The sequence below is a fragment of the Streptomyces sp. NPDC054887 genome (genome assembly GCF_053610585.1).
Genome location: NZ_JBSGYQ010000024.1, coordinates 29,650 through 43,458, shown reverse-complemented (window position 1 = coordinate 43,458; position 13,809 = coordinate 29,650). Strand labels below are relative to the sequence as shown.

General features: G+C 71.2%; 12 protein-coding genes. 7 read left to right on the top strand and 5 right to left on the bottom strand.

Going from position 1 to position 13,809, the window contains the following annotated elements; all coding sequences use genetic code 11:
- Positions 1–81: 81 nt before the first annotated feature.
- The 6 genes from ACWGH0_RS15990 to ACWGH0_RS15965 all read left to right on the top strand — a co-directional run bounded on the left by ACWGH0_RS15990 (position 82) and on the right by ACWGH0_RS15965 (position 7,600).
- Positions 82–1,407 (top strand): DUF2252 domain-containing protein, encoded by a 1,326-nt coding sequence (locus ACWGH0_RS15990; RefSeq protein ID WP_453404742.1) that lies wholly within the window; start codon positions 82–84, stop codon positions 1,405–1,407.
- 61 nt (positions 1,408–1,468) lie between these two features.
- Positions 1,469–2,170 (top strand): hypothetical protein, encoded by a 702-nt coding sequence (locus tag ACWGH0_RS15985; RefSeq protein ID WP_453404741.1) that lies wholly within the window; start codon positions 1,469–1,471, stop codon positions 2,168–2,170.
- A gap of 48 nt (positions 2,171–2,218) precedes the next feature.
- Positions 2,219–3,034, top strand: coding sequence for a DsbA family protein (locus tag ACWGH0_RS15980; RefSeq protein ID WP_453404740.1), 816 nt, complete (start codon positions 2,219–2,221; stop codon positions 3,032–3,034).
- Between the two features lie 85 nt (positions 3,035–3,119).
- Positions 3,120–4,775 carry an alkaline phosphatase D family protein gene (locus ACWGH0_RS15975; RefSeq protein WP_453404739.1) on the top strand — a complete coding sequence of 552 codons (1,656 nt, stop codon included), beginning with the start codon at positions 3,120–3,122 and terminating at the stop codon, positions 4,773–4,775.
- A 286-nt stretch (positions 4,776–5,061) separates the two neighbouring features.
- The gene (locus tag ACWGH0_RS15970) at positions 5,062–6,054 is read left to right on the top strand and encodes a zinc metalloprotease (protein ID WP_453404738.1); all 993 of its coding nucleotides are present in this window, start codon (positions 5,062–5,064) and stop codon (positions 6,052–6,054) included.
- Between the two features lie 25 nt (positions 6,055–6,079).
- The gene (locus ACWGH0_RS15965) at positions 6,080–7,600 is read left to right on the top strand and encodes a protein kinase domain-containing protein (protein ID WP_453404737.1); all 1,521 of its coding nucleotides are present in this window, start codon (positions 6,080–6,082) and stop codon (positions 7,598–7,600) included.
- Positions 7,601–7,671: 71 nt separating this feature from the next.
- Here the strand turns inward: ACWGH0_RS15965 and ACWGH0_RS15960 are convergent, their stop codons facing one another.
- Entirely contained in the window at positions 7,672–8,241 is a 570-nt protein-coding gene (locus tag ACWGH0_RS15960) for a dienelactone hydrolase family protein (protein ID WP_453404736.1), read from the bottom strand.
- A 30-nt stretch (positions 8,242–8,271) separates the two neighbouring features.
- On the opposite strand from ACWGH0_RS15960, the gene ACWGH0_RS15955 reads away from it, so the two are divergent.
- Positions 8,272–9,363, top strand: coding sequence for a mechanosensitive ion channel family protein (locus tag ACWGH0_RS15955; RefSeq protein WP_453404735.1), 1,092 nt, complete (start codon positions 8,272–8,274; stop codon positions 9,361–9,363).
- A gap of 25 nt (positions 9,364–9,388) precedes the next feature.
- Here the strand turns inward: ACWGH0_RS15955 and ACWGH0_RS15950 are convergent, their stop codons facing one another.
- The 4 genes from ACWGH0_RS15950 to lspA form a co-directional block, all read right to left on the bottom strand.
- Positions 9,389–10,975, bottom strand: coding sequence for a Na+/H+ antiporter (locus ACWGH0_RS15950; protein ID WP_453404734.1), 1,587 nt, complete (start codon positions 10,973–10,975; stop codon positions 9,389–9,391).
- 53 nt (positions 10,976–11,028) lie between these two features.
- The gene (locus ACWGH0_RS15945; RefSeq protein WP_453404792.1) at positions 11,029–11,982 is read right to left on the bottom strand and encodes a glycoside hydrolase family 5 protein; all 954 of its coding nucleotides are present in this window, start codon (positions 11,980–11,982) and stop codon (positions 11,029–11,031) included.
- A 261-nt stretch (positions 11,983–12,243) separates the two neighbouring features.
- Positions 12,244–13,185: an RluA family pseudouridine synthase gene (locus ACWGH0_RS15940; RefSeq protein WP_138897745.1), complete on the bottom strand. Its 942-nt coding sequence runs from the start codon at positions 13,183–13,185 to the stop codon at positions 12,244–12,246.
- A gap of 17 nt (positions 13,186–13,202) precedes the next feature.
- Positions 13,203–13,799 carry a signal peptidase II gene (gene lspA / locus ACWGH0_RS15935; RefSeq protein ID WP_453404733.1) on the bottom strand — a complete coding sequence of 199 codons (597 nt, stop codon included), beginning with the start codon at positions 13,797–13,799 and terminating at the stop codon, positions 13,203–13,205.
- Between the last annotated feature and the right edge of the window lie 10 nt (positions 13,800–13,809).

Sequence of the window (13,809 nt, the reverse complement as noted above, 5' to 3'; positions counted from 1 at the left end):
CACGAGTACGGTCGGGCGTTGGAGACGGGGAACGCCCTGTCCATTTTGTCAAAGACGTCATGCACCAGGAGGCAACCGGCGATGTCGGTCCAGCAGACAGACGCCGCGCAGCGCGGCGAGCAGATCCTCGCCGTCTTCGACACCGCGTTCGGCACGCTGCTGGCCGCGGACCCGGCCGCCTTCCGGGTGAAGTTCCGCAAGATGGCCGCCTCCGCGTTCGCCTTCTACCGGGGCACGGCCTGCCTGTTCTACGCCGACCTGGAGCGCGAGCAGCACGGCGGCCCGTACCTGGACGAGCGGACCGGACGGGTGTGGATCCACGGCGACCTGCACGCCGAGAACTTCGGCACCTACATGGACTCCCAGGGCCGGCTGATCTTCAACGTCAACGACTTCGACGAGGCGTACGTCGGGCCCTTCACCTGGGACCTCAAGCGCTTCGCCGCCTCCGTGGCCCTGATCGGCTACACGAAGGCGCTGAGCGACGAGCAGATCACCGAGCTGGTGCTGACGTACGCCACCGCCTACCGCGAGCGGATCCGGTCGCTCGCCACCGGCGCCAAGAACGACGAGGTGCCGCCCTTCACGCTCGACACGGCCGAGGGCCCGCTGCTCGGCGCGCTGCGCTCCGCCCGCTCGCTGACGCGCTTCGGGCTGCTCGACTCGATGACCGAGATCCGCGACTTCGAACGCCGCTTCGCCGCGGGCGGCGGCTCCATCGACCTCGACGCCGCCACCCGGTACAAGGTGCTGGCGGCCTTCGACGGCTATCTGGAGACCCTCCCGGAGGCCAGCCTGACCCGCCCGGACTCCTACCGGGTGAAGGACGTCGTCGGGCGGCGCGGCATCGGCATCGGATCGGCCGGCCTGCCGTCGTACAACATCCTGCTCGAAGGCAACAGCGACGCCCTGGAGAACGACGTCGTCATCTACATGAAACAGGCGCAGACCCCGGCGGTGTCCCGGCACATCACGGACGGCGCGGTCCGCGACTACTTCCAGCACGAGGGCCACCGCACGGTGATCTCGCAGCGCGCGCTCCAGGCGCACGCGGACCCGTGGCTCGGCTGGACGGAGCTGGACGGGACCGGGCAGCTGGTCGCGGAGGTCTCGCCGTACGCCGTGGACCTGGACTGGTCGGACATCGACGACCTGGACGAGATCGCCGCGGTCGTCGCCGACCTCGGCCGGGCGACGGCCACGATGCACTCGGCGGCGGACGACGAGAGCGGTCACTCGCTGGTGCCGTTCTCCACGGAACGGGCGATCGACGCGGCGATCGCGGGCGACGAGGAGAGCTTCGGGGACCTGCTGGTGGACTTCGCGCACACGTACGGGGCGCGGGCGCGCGCCGACCACCAGATCTTCGTCGACCTGTTCAGGAACGGCCGGATCCCCGGCCTCTGAGCGGCCGGTCCGCCACGGCTTTAGGACTCCCTTACAGGCGGCCGTGGCAAACTCACGTTCCATGGACGTTTCGGGGACGCAGCTGAGGGTGGTGCGCGCGGCGGTGTTCACCGCGCTCGTCGTCACCCTCTCCGCCGCTTCCCACGTCCTGCTCTCGCGGGCGCCGCTGCCGCTGACCCCGGTGGCGGGAATCGCCGCCGCCGTGTTCGCCGTCGCCTACGCCCTGGCGGGGCGCGAGCGCGGCTTCGGCGCGATCGCCGGCCTGCTGGTACCGCTGGAGCTGGCGGCCGACACCGTCTTCACCACCGGACAGCACCTGTGTTACGGAGCCGCGGGCGGTCCAGTGGCGGGCTCCCTGCGCTCGGTCGGGTTCGACGTGCTGTGCGGCGGGACCGGGGCCGACGGCGGCCTCGGCGCTCCGCTCGTGGCGGCCGCCGGCCCGGAGGGGAGCGTCGCGGCCCTCCTCGGCTCCCCCGATCCCGCGCTGCCCTGGATGCTGCTCGCCGCGCACGTCGCGGTGGGTCTGCTCGCCGCCGCCTGGCTGCGGCGCGGTGAGGCGGCGCTGGCGGGTCTGCTGCGCGGCGTGGCCGTGTCCACCTTCCGGCCGCTGCTGATCGCCGTCGCCGTGGCCGGCGCGGCCCGCCCGCCCGTACGCCCGGCGGCGCGGCCCGCCCACCGGGTCCGCACCCCCGCTCCGGGCCGCCTGTTCGTGCACTCCGTAGGACGCAGGGGCCCGCCGCGCCCGGCACTCGCATTCGCCTGAGCCCGGCCCTCACCCCTCACTCTCACTTCCCGTACGGAGAACACCGCCATGAGCGCACGCAACAACCAGGCCAACAAGGCAGCCGCCCGCGAGCGGCTGCGCGTCGAGCGCGAACGCCAGGCCAAGAAGGACAGGACCCGCCGCCAGGTGATCGTCGCCCTGTCCGTCGTCGGCGTCCTCGCCGTCGCCGGCGGCGTCGGCTACGGCGTCATGCAGGCCAACCAGCCCTCCGCCTGGGAGGCCGCCAAGAACGAGAAGAAGGTCGTCACCCCCGCCAACAGCGAGGGCGAGAACGGCACGACGGTCGTCGTCGGCAAGAAGGACGCGAAGAAGACGCTGGAGCTGTACGAGGACTCGCGCTGCCCCGTCTGCGCCACCTTCGAGCAGGCGAACGGCGAGACGATCAAGAAGGACGTCGACGCCGGCAAGTACCGGCTCAAGTACATCGGCGCCACCTTCATCGACAGGACCATCCCCGGCGAGGGCTCGCGGAACGCGCTGAGCGCGCTGGGCGCCGCGCTCGACGTCGGCCCCGAGGCGTTCCTGGAGTACAAGGGCGCGCTGTACGCGCAGAAGAACCACCCGGCGGAGCAGGACGACAAGTTCGCCGACGACGACTACCTGCTCGACGTGGCGGACGAGGTGGACGCGCTCAAGGGCAACGAGAAGTTCCGGAAGAACGTGCAGGACGGCACCTTCGACGCGTGGGCGCTGAAGATGTCGGCGGTCTTCGACGAGAGCGGCGTGAAGGGCACTCCGGCCTTGCGGATGGACGGCAGGGCCGTCACCGGTTCGGACGGCAAGAACCCGCCGATGACGGCCGAGGAGTTCAAGAGCGCGATCGACAAGGCGCTCAAGGGGTAACCCACACACGGCACTTCACCCAAGGGCGGGCGAACGTTTCGGCGTTTGCCCGCCCTTGGGCCGTACTGATCAGTAATGTACGGCCGTGACCAGTCGATTCACTTCATCCCCCAGCCGCCGCACGGTCGTCAAGGCCGCTGCCGCCACCGCTGTTTCCGTTCCCGTCGTCGCCGCTGCCGGCCCGAGCACCGCCGTCGCGGCCACCGCCGCACCGGCGCCCGCCTTCCTCCACGGAGTCGCCTCCGGGGACCCGCTGCCCGACGGCGTCCTGCTGTGGACCCGAATAACCCCCGCCCCCGACGCCGTCCCCGGTTCCGGCAAGGGGCCCGACGTGACGGTGGCCTGGGAGGTGGCCGAGGACAAGGCGTTCTCCAAGACCGTCGCCCGGGGCGCCACGACGGCGCGGGCCGCGACCGACCACACCGTCAAGGTCGACGTGCGGGGTCTCGCCGAGGCGACCACCTACTACTTCCGCTTCACCGTGGGCGACGCGGTGTCCCCCGTCGCCCGCACCCGCACCGCCCCCGCCGCCGACGCCGCCACGCCCGGGGTGCGCTTCGGAGTCGTCTCCTGCGCCAACTGGGAGTCGGGCTGGTTCTCGGCGTACCGGCACCTCGCCGCCCGCACCGACCTCGACGCGGTGCTGCACCTGGGCGACTACCTGTACGAGTACGCGACCGGCGGCTACCCCACAGCCCCCTACGTCGTACGGCAGCACGAGCCGGCGCACGAGATCGTCACGCTCGCGGACTACCGCACGCGCCACGGCAAGTACAAGACGGACGCCGACCTCCAGGCCCTGCACGCCGCGCACCCGGTCGTCGCGATCTGGGACGACCACGAGATGGCCAACGACGCCTGGTCCGGCGGCGCCGAGAACCACACGCCGGGCGCCGAGGGCGAGTGGGCCGCGCGGGTGGCCGCCGCGAAGCAGGCGTACTTCGAGTGGATGCCGGTCCGCGCCTCGACCGAGGGCACCGTCTACCGCCGCCTGCGCTTCGGCAAGCTGGCCGATCTGCACCTCCTGGACCTCAGATCCTTCCGCTCCCAGCAGGCGAAGACCGGCAGCGGCTCGGTGGACGACCCGGAGCGCACGCTCACCGGCCGGGCCCAGCTGGACTGGCTCAAGTCGGGCCTCGCCTCCTCGGACGCCGTCTGGAAGCTGGTCGGCACGTCGGTGATGATCTCGCCGGTGGCGTTCGGATCCGTACCGGCCCATCTGCTGGAGCCGCTGGCCGAGTTGATGGGGCTGCCCAAGGAGGGCCTGGCGGTCAACGTGGACCAGTGGGACGGCTACACCGACGACCGCAAGGAGCTGATCGCCCACCTCAGGGACCGGGCGATCCGCAACACCGTCTTCCTGACCGGCGACATCCACATGGCATGGGCCAACGACGTGCCCGTCAAGGCCGCGACGTACCCGCTGTCGGCCTCGGCGGCGACCGAGTTCGTCGTCACGTCGGTGTCCTCCGACAACCTGGACGACATCCTGCACGTCGCCCCGCAGACCGTCTCGCTGGTCGCATCGACGGCCGTCAGGGCCGCCAACCGCCATGTGAAGTGGGTGGACATGGACTCCCACGGGTACGGCGTCCTCGACGTCACGAGCGAGCGCTCGCAGATGGACTACTACGTCGTCTCCGACAAGACGCGGCAGGACGCCACTTCGCGGTGGACGCGCTCGTACCGCACGCTCAGCGGAACGCAGAAGGTCGAGCGGGTGAACCAGCCGGTGCGCTGACAGTCGATTTTCGGCCATCACGCAGCCTGTTACGGGTAGATCACGCCAGGAGGCGGGTGGTGTTAATTCGCCATCCGAATACGGACACACCGCCCGCCTCGGTAGCCCCACGGCTTACCCGCGCATCTCAAAGTCCGGACCAGGCCGAAAGTTTTCTTCCCGATGCCCCAATTGGTTCACGGATTGATTGGGCTTGATCGCTTCTCTGCAACTTCTGACATGCACACATAACCTCCGGGCAGCGGCGAGGAAAACCCACCCTCGTCCACCCCCGCGAGGAGTCAACGTGCGTGCTCTTGCCCGTATATCCCCCCTTCTGCGCAAGCGGTTCATCGGTACGGCGGTGATGGCCGGAACCCTGGCCCTCTCCACCCTCTCCGCCCCCGCCGGGGTCGCCGTCGCCAAGGCGCCCGCCGACAAGTGCGCCGAGGAGACCAGCGTGAGCGCCGCCCGCGAGGCGCGGCCCTCGGGCGACCAGCACGCCCACGAGCCCAACGAGGTGACCGCCGCCAAGGCCCAGGCCATGGACGCGGACCTGCGCAAGAGACTCGACAAGCTGCGCACGTCGGGCGGCGCGGCCCGGGGCTTCTCCGCCTCCGCCGTGACCACCATTCCCGTGTACTTCCACGTCGTGCACAGCGGGACCACCGGCAAGCTCTCGGCGACCGACATCAACAACCAGATGGCGGTCCTCAACTCGGCCTTCGGCGGCCAGGGCACCGGCAACGTCAACTCGAACTTCCAGTTCACGCTGGCCGGTACGGACTACACGGACAACGCCTCCTGGTACAACCTGGCGTCCGGCTCGACCGCCGAGAAGCAGATGAAGTCGACCCTGCGCAAGGGCGGCGCCGGCGCGCTGAACTTCTACACCGCCAACCTCAGCGGCGGCCTGCTCGGCTGGGCGACCTTCCCGAGCTCGTACAACTCGAACCCGAGCATGGACGGCGTCGTCGTCCTCGACAAGTCGCTCCCCGGCGGCAGTTCCGCCAACTACAACGAGGGTGACACCGCCACCCACGAGGTCGGCCACTGGCTGGGCCTCTACCACACGTTCCAGGGCGGCTGCAACGGAAACGGCGACTACGTCACCGACACCCCGGCCGAGAAGAGCGCCGCGTACCAGTGCCCGACGGGCCGTGACTCCTGCGCCAGCAAGCCCGGCGTCGACCCGGTCCACAACTTCATGGACTACACGTACGACAACTGCATGTACCAGTTCACCGCGGGCCAGGTCACGCGGATGACGGACAGCTGGACCGCCTACCGCGCGGGCTGACCACGGGGTCCTCTACCCTGACGCCATGAACGGGCCGGGGGACATCGGGGACATCGTCGACGGGCGTTTCGAGCTGCTGGAGCGGCTCGGCAGCGGGGGCATGGGCACGGTGTGGCGCGCCCGCGACACCGCCCTGCACCGCGAGGTCGCCCTGAAGGAGGTCCGGTCCCACGGCCCGCAGCCGGCCGGCGGCGCCGAGGCCTCGCGCATCCTGCGGGAGCGGGTACTGCGCGAGGCCCGTGCGCTGGCCAGGATCAGCCACCCCCACGTGGTGACGATCCATCACATCATCGACGAAGAGCCGCACCCCTGGCTCGTGATGGAACTCCTGCCGGGCCGTACGCTCCAGCACCGCCTGGAGGAAGGCCCCCTGCCGCCCCGGGAGGCGGCGCGCACCGGCCGCGAGATCCTCGCCGCGCTGCGCGCCGCCCACGCGGCCGGCATCCACCACCGGGACGTGAAGCCCGCCAACGTGCTGCTGCGGGCCGACGGCCGCGCGGTCCTCACGGACTTCGGCATCGCCGCCGTCCAGGACGCCACTCCCCTGACCATGACCGGGGAGGTGATCGGCTCGCCCGAGTACATGGCCCCCGAGCGCGTCCGCGGCGGCGCCGACGTCCCGGCGTCCGACCTGTGGTCGCTCGGCATGACGCTGTACGTCTGCGTCGAGGGCGTGAGCCCGATGCGGCGCGGCAGCACGCTCGCCACGCTGGCCGCCGTGCTCGACGACCCGGTGCCGCCGCCCCGGCAGGCCGGGCCGCTCGGCCCGGTGCTCACCGAGCTGCTGGTACGGGACGCCGCCGCGCGCCCGGCCGCCGAACGGCTCGACGCGCTGCTCGCCGCCGCCGAGGCAGGACACGCCCCGGCGCCGCCGGGCGTTCCCGTACCTCCGTCGCCGACCCGGACCGAGACTCCCGGGTCCCGCGCTCCCGTACCGGCGACGCCGCACGCCGTGCCCTCCCCCGGTCCGCACGGCGCCGCCGCGACGGTTCCCGCGCGGGCGCGCCGGGTCCGGGCGCCGCTGGCCGCCGCCGCGGTGATCGCCCTGACCCTGTTGGGCGTTGTGGCGTACACCACACTTCAGCAGGAAGAGGGGCAGACCCCGAGGGGCGTCGGCGGGGCGCCCACCGGCGAGACGCGGGGCACGGCGAAGTCACCGGCTGCGCCCACGGGCTCCGTACCGCCCACCGCGTCCTCGCCGGGGCGGCCCTCCGTCGCGGACAGCTGGGTCGCGCAGCTCCACTCCGAGCCGCTGACCACGGGCCGGGCCGCGCTCGAACGCCGCCTCGCCGCGGTCCGGCAGCAGGTGCCCGAGGCTCAAGTGCTGCGGAGTGACGACTTCCGCTCGTTCCGGCCGGGGTACTGGGTGATCTACGCCCCCGGGCCCTTCGCCGACGGCCGCGCGGCGCTGTCCTTCTGCGCCGCGCGCGGCCGTACGACACCCGGCCAGTGCGTCGGGCGCTGGGTCGCCGACAGCGCGGCCCACGGGAACCACCTGTGCCGTCCGCCGGCGAGCGCCCCGACCGGCCGCTGCACGCGCCCGTAGAGCCGCCGGGCCTGTGCCGCCCGGAGCGCCGTGGGCCAGGGCCCGTCGAGGGAGCGGCGCGGCGCCGGGGATCAGAGCGTCGCCAGGAACCCGGCCGCGACCTTCCACGTCTGCGCCGCCGCGTCGGCGTCGTAGTCCGGCAGGTCCGGGTCGGTGAAGACGTGACCGGCTCCGGGGTAGCGGTAGATCTCCACGTCCGCGCCGATCCGCCGCATCCGCAGGTACCAGGCGTTCAGCCAGTCCTCGGACTCGAAGGGGTCCGGCTCCGCGACGTGCAGCTGCACGGGCAGGTCGTGCACGGCCGCGTCCTCGGCGATGTCCGACGTTCCGTGCAGAAGCAGCAGGCCACGGGCCTTTTCGTCGCCCAGCGCCAGGTTCTGGGCGACCGAACCGCCGAAGGAGAAACCGGCGTACACGAGACCGTTCTCGGAGTGCGGGGCGGCGGCGAGGACGGCGCGGCGCAGGAGCTCGTCCCGGCCGATGCCGTCCTTGATCGCCATGCCCTGCTCCACGGTTTCGGCAGTTTGGCCCTCGAAGAGGTCGGGCACGTGCACCTGGTGCCCGGCGGCACGCAGCCGCTCTGCCGCGGCGTGCACCGCCGGGCGCAGACCGTAGACGGAGTGGAAAAGCATGATGTCCATCCCGCCATCCTCCCATTGAGCGTCGGAGTCATGGAGAACGTACTGCGCCCGTTGATCGTCATCGGCGGCTCGGTCGTGCTCACGCTGGTCGTCGGCTGGGCCGCCGACCTTCTGCTGCGCCGGACCGATGCCCGTCACCACGAGACCCCGCTGTGGGGCCTGCTGCGCCGCTGCCGTGTGCCGCTCCAGGTCCTGATCCTCGCCGCCGTCCTGAGAGGGGCGTACGAGAAGACCGCCCTGGCGATCGTCCAGAACCACCGGGCCGGCATAGGCCAGGTCCTGTCGCTGGTGCTGATAGGCGCCGGCGCCTGGCTGGTGATACGCATCGCCTCCGCCGTCGTGGAGTCGTCGTACGCCCGCTACGCGTCCTCGACGCGTGACCCGGCGCGGGTCCGGCGGGTCCGCACCCAGGTCACGCTGATCATGCGGATCGTCACCGCGGTCGTGGCGGTGGTGGCGGCGGGCGCGATGCTGATGACCTTCCCCGGCATGAAGGCGGTCGGCACGTCGATGCTGGCCTCGGCCGGCATCATCGGCATCGTCGCGGGTGTCGCGGCCCAGTCGACCCTCGGCAACCTCTTCGCCGGCTTCCAGATCGCCTTCGGCGACATGGTGCGCATAGGGGACACGGTGGTCGTCGACGGCGAGTGGGGCGTGGTCGAGGAGGTCACGCTGACGTTCCTGGCCGTACGCACCTGGGACGAGCGGCGGATCACCATGCCGGTGTCGTACTTCACCAGCAAGCCGTTCGAGAACTGGTCGCGCGGCGGCGCCCAGATGACCGGAACCGTCTTCCTGCACCTGGACCACACCGCGCCGGTGGACCTGATGCGCGAGAAGCTCAGGGAGATCCTGGGCATGTGCAAGGCGTGGGACGGCCGCGACTGGAGCCTGGCCGTCACCGACACGACGCCCAGCACCCTGGTCGTACGGGCGGTCGTCACCGCCAAGGACGCGGACGACGTGTGGACGGTCCGGTGCACCGTGCGCGAGCAGTTGATCGCCTGGCTGACCGAGAAGCACCCGTACGCCCTGCCGCGCATCGCCACCGCCCCGGCGGATCTTCCGCCGAACGGCAAGCAGCCGGTCCCCGACGACGAGCCGCGCACGGGCCGCGGCTAGGCCGCCCTCCGGGGGTGGTGGACCGCTAGCGGAGGCTGCGCACGTCCAGGTGGTGCAGCACCCGGTCCACCACCTCGGGGTCCGCGCCGGGTTCGCTGCGCGCGGAGAGCACCTCGTGCCGCGCGGCCGACATCAGCTCGCGCTGGATCCGGTGCACCGATTTGGCCCGTTCGGCGCGCTGCGCGAACGCCTCCCGCCGCTCGTCGTCGACGATTTCGGGGCTGATCCTGGCCCCGATGTCCAGGGCCCCGCGCTGGAGCCGGTCGAGGACGTCGTCCGGCAGCTCCTCCACCTCCTGGATCTCCTTGAGCCTGCGCTTGGCCGCCTTCGCCGCCCGTACCGCCAGGTCGTGTTCGAGCTCGCGCTCCGCGCCGGTGTCCGCGGTGACGCCGAGCAGGCGCACCAGGCGCGGCAGGGTCAGCCCCTGGACGAGCAGGGTGGCCATGATGACGCAGAACGCGATGAACACGATCTCGTCCCGTGCCGGGAACGGCGAGCCGTCGTCCGTCCTGAGCGGAATGGCCAGCGCCAGCGCGACCGACGCGACGCCCCGCATCCCCGACCACCACATGACGACCGTCTCGCGCCAGCTGACGGGGATGTCCTCGTCGTAGTCGCGGAGCGTGTGCAGCCGCTTGGCCAGCCAGGTCGCGGGAAGCAGCCACACCAGCCGTACGCCGACGACCACGGCGACGACCGCCGCGCCCCAGCCGAGCATCTCGCCCAGGCGTTCGTCGGCCGTGCCGAAGACGTTGTGCAGCTCAAGTCCGATGAGGCCGAAGGCGATTCCGGTGACCAGGGTGTCCACGATCTGCCAGAAGGTGTTCCCCGCGAGGCGGCCGAGCACGTCGTCGGCGTCGACGGCGTGCTCCGCGAGGTACAGCGCGATGACGAGCACGGCGAGCACACCGGATCCCTTGAACTCCTCGGCCAGTACGTAGGCGACGAAGGGGGCCAGCAGCGTCAGGCTGATCTGGAGGGTGGTGTCCCCGAGGTAGCCCATCAGCTTGTCGGTGACCCAACCGAGCGCGAACCCGACGACGACGGCCACGAGGGCGGACAGGACGAAGTCCCCGACCGCGTCCGGCCAGGAGAACGTGCCGCTCACCGCCGCCGCGACGGCCACGTGGTAGAGCACGATGGCCGTCACGTCGTTGAAGAGACCCTCGCCCTCCAGGATCGACACGAGCCGCCGCGGCAGTCCCAGCGACCCGGCCACGGCGGTGGCCGCGACCGGGTCGGGCGGGGCGACGAGCGCCCCCAGCGCGATGGCCGCGGCGATCGGCAGCCCGGGAACCAGGGCGCCGGCCACCGCGGCCACCGCCGCCGTCGTCACGAAGACGAGCGCCACCGCGAGCAGCAGGATGGGCCTGATGTTCGCGGCGAACTGCCGCCAGGAGGTGCGCTGCACGGCGGCGTACAGCAGGGGCGGCAGGACCAGCGGCAGGATGTACTCGGGCGGGACCTCGACGTTGGGCACGAACGGCAGCAGCGCCAGGACGATCCCGGCGACCGTCATCAGCACGGGTGCCGGCAGCCCGAGACGCTCCCCCAGGGGCACTGTGACGACGGCCCCCAGCAGCAGCAGGAACAGCAGGGCCAACTGGTCCACGGCGCACCTTCCGGCGGTTCGGAGTCTCGACGATCAAGACCCCAAGGGTGCCACTACTCGCGGATCCGCTGGCGGATCCAGACCCCGGCCTCCTTCAGCACGGCGGTTCCGGCCCAGGTTCCGCCGTCGCAGGCGCCCGTCTTGAAGACGGCGCCCGAGCGGTGGTCGTCGGAGTAGTTCCAGTTGGTCCAGGAGATCTTCTTGCGCTTCATCAGGTCGAGGAAGCGCTGGGACTGGGCGAAGTCGTTGGCGCCCTCGCCCGCGTAGTCCTGCGTGCCGAACTCGGTGACGAAGACGGGGAGCCGGTCGGAGGCGCGGTTGAGCGCGTCGAGGTACTCGCCCCGGTGCGAGGCGGCGTAGAAGTGGAAGGTGTACATGATGTTGGAGGCGTTCACGGGGTTGCGGACCACCTCCTGCTCGTCCGCGCCCTCCGATACGCCGAACGACGACCAGGCGCGCGTGCCGACCAGCACCACGGCGTCCGGGTCCTGGGCCCTGATGACGGGGATGATCTTCTCGGCGTACGCCTTGATCTTCGGCCAGCTCACTCCCGAGGGCTCGTTGGCTATCTCGTAGAGCACGCCGGGGTGGTTCTTGTACTTCTTCGCCATCGCCGTGAAGAAGGTCCTGGCGCGCGCGAGGTTGAAGTCCGGGTCGCCCGGGTCCAGCATGTGCCAGTCGATCACGGCGTACATGCCGCGCCGGTGGGCGCCGTCGACGAATTTCTGGGCGAGCGCGGTGAAGCGCTGCGGGTCGGTCTCGTAACCGCCCTCCTGCACGTACGTCGAGACGCGCAGCACGTCGGCGCGCCAGTCGCCGGCGAGAGCGTCCAGCGATCCGTCGGTGACGCAGCGGGCGTACCACTGCGTGCCGTGGGTGCTCATGCCGCGGAGCTGGACGGCCTGTCCCCGCTCGTCGCAGAGCTGGCGGCCGCAGACCTCGAGCCGGCCGTTGGCGGAGAGGGGGCTGGGGGCCTCGGTGGCGTCGACGGGCGTCTGGAGGGCCATCACGATGCCGAGCACGGAGGCGAAGAGCAGGGGTTTGCGCATGGGTTGTGCTCCCTTCGGGTGGGGGTTCCGGTACGGGAGTTCGCCTGAAAGTTAGGATTGTTTACAGTTGCCGTCAAGGGTGTTGGGAAAGTTTCCTAACCATTGCGGCACAGCAAAAAGGGGCCACAGCGACGAGCTGTGGCCCCGCGAGCGGTCCCGGGCCGCGCTAGAGCGCGCGGCGTACGGCCCGGTGCCCGGCGGCAGGCACGGGCCGGTCGCTCACTCGCTCTCGGCCCGGATCACGTCCAGCGCCTTCTGGAGATCGGCCGGGTACGCGCTCTGGAACTCGACCCACTGGCCGTCCGAGGGGTGCTCGAAGCCGAGCCGCATGGCGTGCAGCCACTGCCGCGTGAGGCCGAGCCGCTTGCCCATGGTCGGATCGGCGCCGTACGTGGTGTCGCCCACGCAGGGGTGCCGGTGCGCGGACATGTGCACGCGGATCTGGTGCGTGCGCCCGGTCTCCAGCTTGATGTCGAGGAGCGAGGCGGCCCGGAAGGCCTCGATCAGGTCGTAGTGCGTGACGGAGGGCTTGCCCTCGGCCGTCACGGCCCACTTGTAGTCGTGGTTGGGGTGGCGCCCGATGGGGGCGTCGATGGTGCCGCTCATCGGGTCGGGGTGGCCCTGGACCAGCGCGTGGTACTTCTTCACGACGACGCGGTCCCGGAACTGCGCCTTGAGCAGCGTGTACGCCCGCTCCGACTTGGCCACGACCATGAGGCCCGACGTGCCGACGTCGAGGCGGTGCACGATGCCCTGGCGCTCGGACGCGCCGGAGGTCGAGATGCGGTAGCCGGCGGCGGCGAGGCCGCCGATCACGGTGGTGCCGGTCCAGCCGGGGCTGGGGTGCGCGGCGACGCCGACCGGCTTGTCGATGACGACGATGTCGTCGTCGTCGTGCACGATCTCCATGCCCTCGACGGGCTCGGCGACGATCTGTACGGGCGCTGCGGCCTGCGGCATCTCGACTTCGAGCCAGGCCCCGCCGCGGACCCGCTCGGACTTCCCGACCACCGACCCGTCGACCTGGACCTTCCCGGCGGCGGCGAGCTCGGCCGCCTTCGTGCGGGAGAACCCGAACATCCGGGAGATGGCGGCGTCGACGCGCTCGCCCTCGAGGCCATCGGGAACGGGCAGGGTGCGGAACTCGGGAATGGTACTCACCCGTCGAGTATGCCTTGTCAGTCCTTGTGGACGGTGCCGTCGGGGTCCAGACCCCGGAACGACAGGATCACAATGAGGATGCCGCCGCACACGATGGCGGAGTCCGCGAGGTTGAAGACCGCGAAGTTCGCCGGGGCGATGAAGTCCACGACGGCGCCCTTGAAGACACCGGGCGAACGGAAGATCCGGTCGGTGAGGTTGCCGAGCGCGCCGCCGAGCAGCAGCCCCAGGGCGATGGCCCAGGGCAGGCTGTAGAGCTTGCGCGCGAGCCGGGCGATCACCACGATCACGGACGCCGCGATGGCCGTGAAAATCACGGTGAACGCCTCGCCGATGCCGAAGGCGGCGCCCGCGTTCCTGATCGCCTCGAACCGCAGCAGGTCGCCGACGACCTCGATCGGCTCGTGGTGCTCCAGCTTGGCCACCACGAGCATCTTGGTGCTCAGATCGAGCAGGTAGGCCACGAGCGCCACACCGAAGAGCACGGCGATCCGGCGCTTGCCCCTGCTCGCCGGCTGCTCGTCGGGGGCCGCCGCATCGGAGGACTCCTCCGGCTCGGGTCCCCCTGCCTCAGGGGTATCCGGCGTACCGATGATGCGCTCCGCCTCTGCCACGTGAGTCCCT

What these genes read in the sequence shown, in the direction of transcription:
- ACWGH0_RS15990 (WP_453404742.1), top strand. Translation starts at nt 82, where the DNA reads ATGTCGGTCCAGCAGACAGACGCCGCGCAGCGCGGCGAGCAGATCCTC.
- ACWGH0_RS15985 (WP_453404741.1), top strand. Translation starts at nt 1,469, where the DNA reads ATGGACGTTTCGGGGACGCAGCTGAGGGTGGTGCGCGCGGCGGTGTTC.
- ACWGH0_RS15980 (WP_453404740.1), top strand. Translation starts at nt 2,219, where the DNA reads ATGAGCGCACGCAACAACCAGGCCAACAAGGCAGCCGCCCGCGAGCGG.
- ACWGH0_RS15965 (WP_453404737.1), top strand. Translation starts at nt 6,080, where the DNA reads ATGAACGGGCCGGGGGACATCGGGGACATCGTCGACGGGCGTTTCGAG.
- ACWGH0_RS15960 (WP_453404736.1), bottom strand. Translation starts at nt 8,241, where the DNA reads ATGGACATCATGCTTTTCCACTCCGTCTACGGTCTGCGCCCGGCGGTG.
- ACWGH0_RS15955 (WP_453404735.1), top strand. Translation starts at nt 8,272, where the DNA reads ATGGAGAACGTACTGCGCCCGTTGATCGTCATCGGCGGCTCGGTCGTG.
- ACWGH0_RS15945 (WP_453404792.1), bottom strand. Translation starts at nt 11,982, where the DNA reads ATGGCCCTCCAGACGCCCGTCGACGCCACCGAGGCCCCCAGCCCCCTC.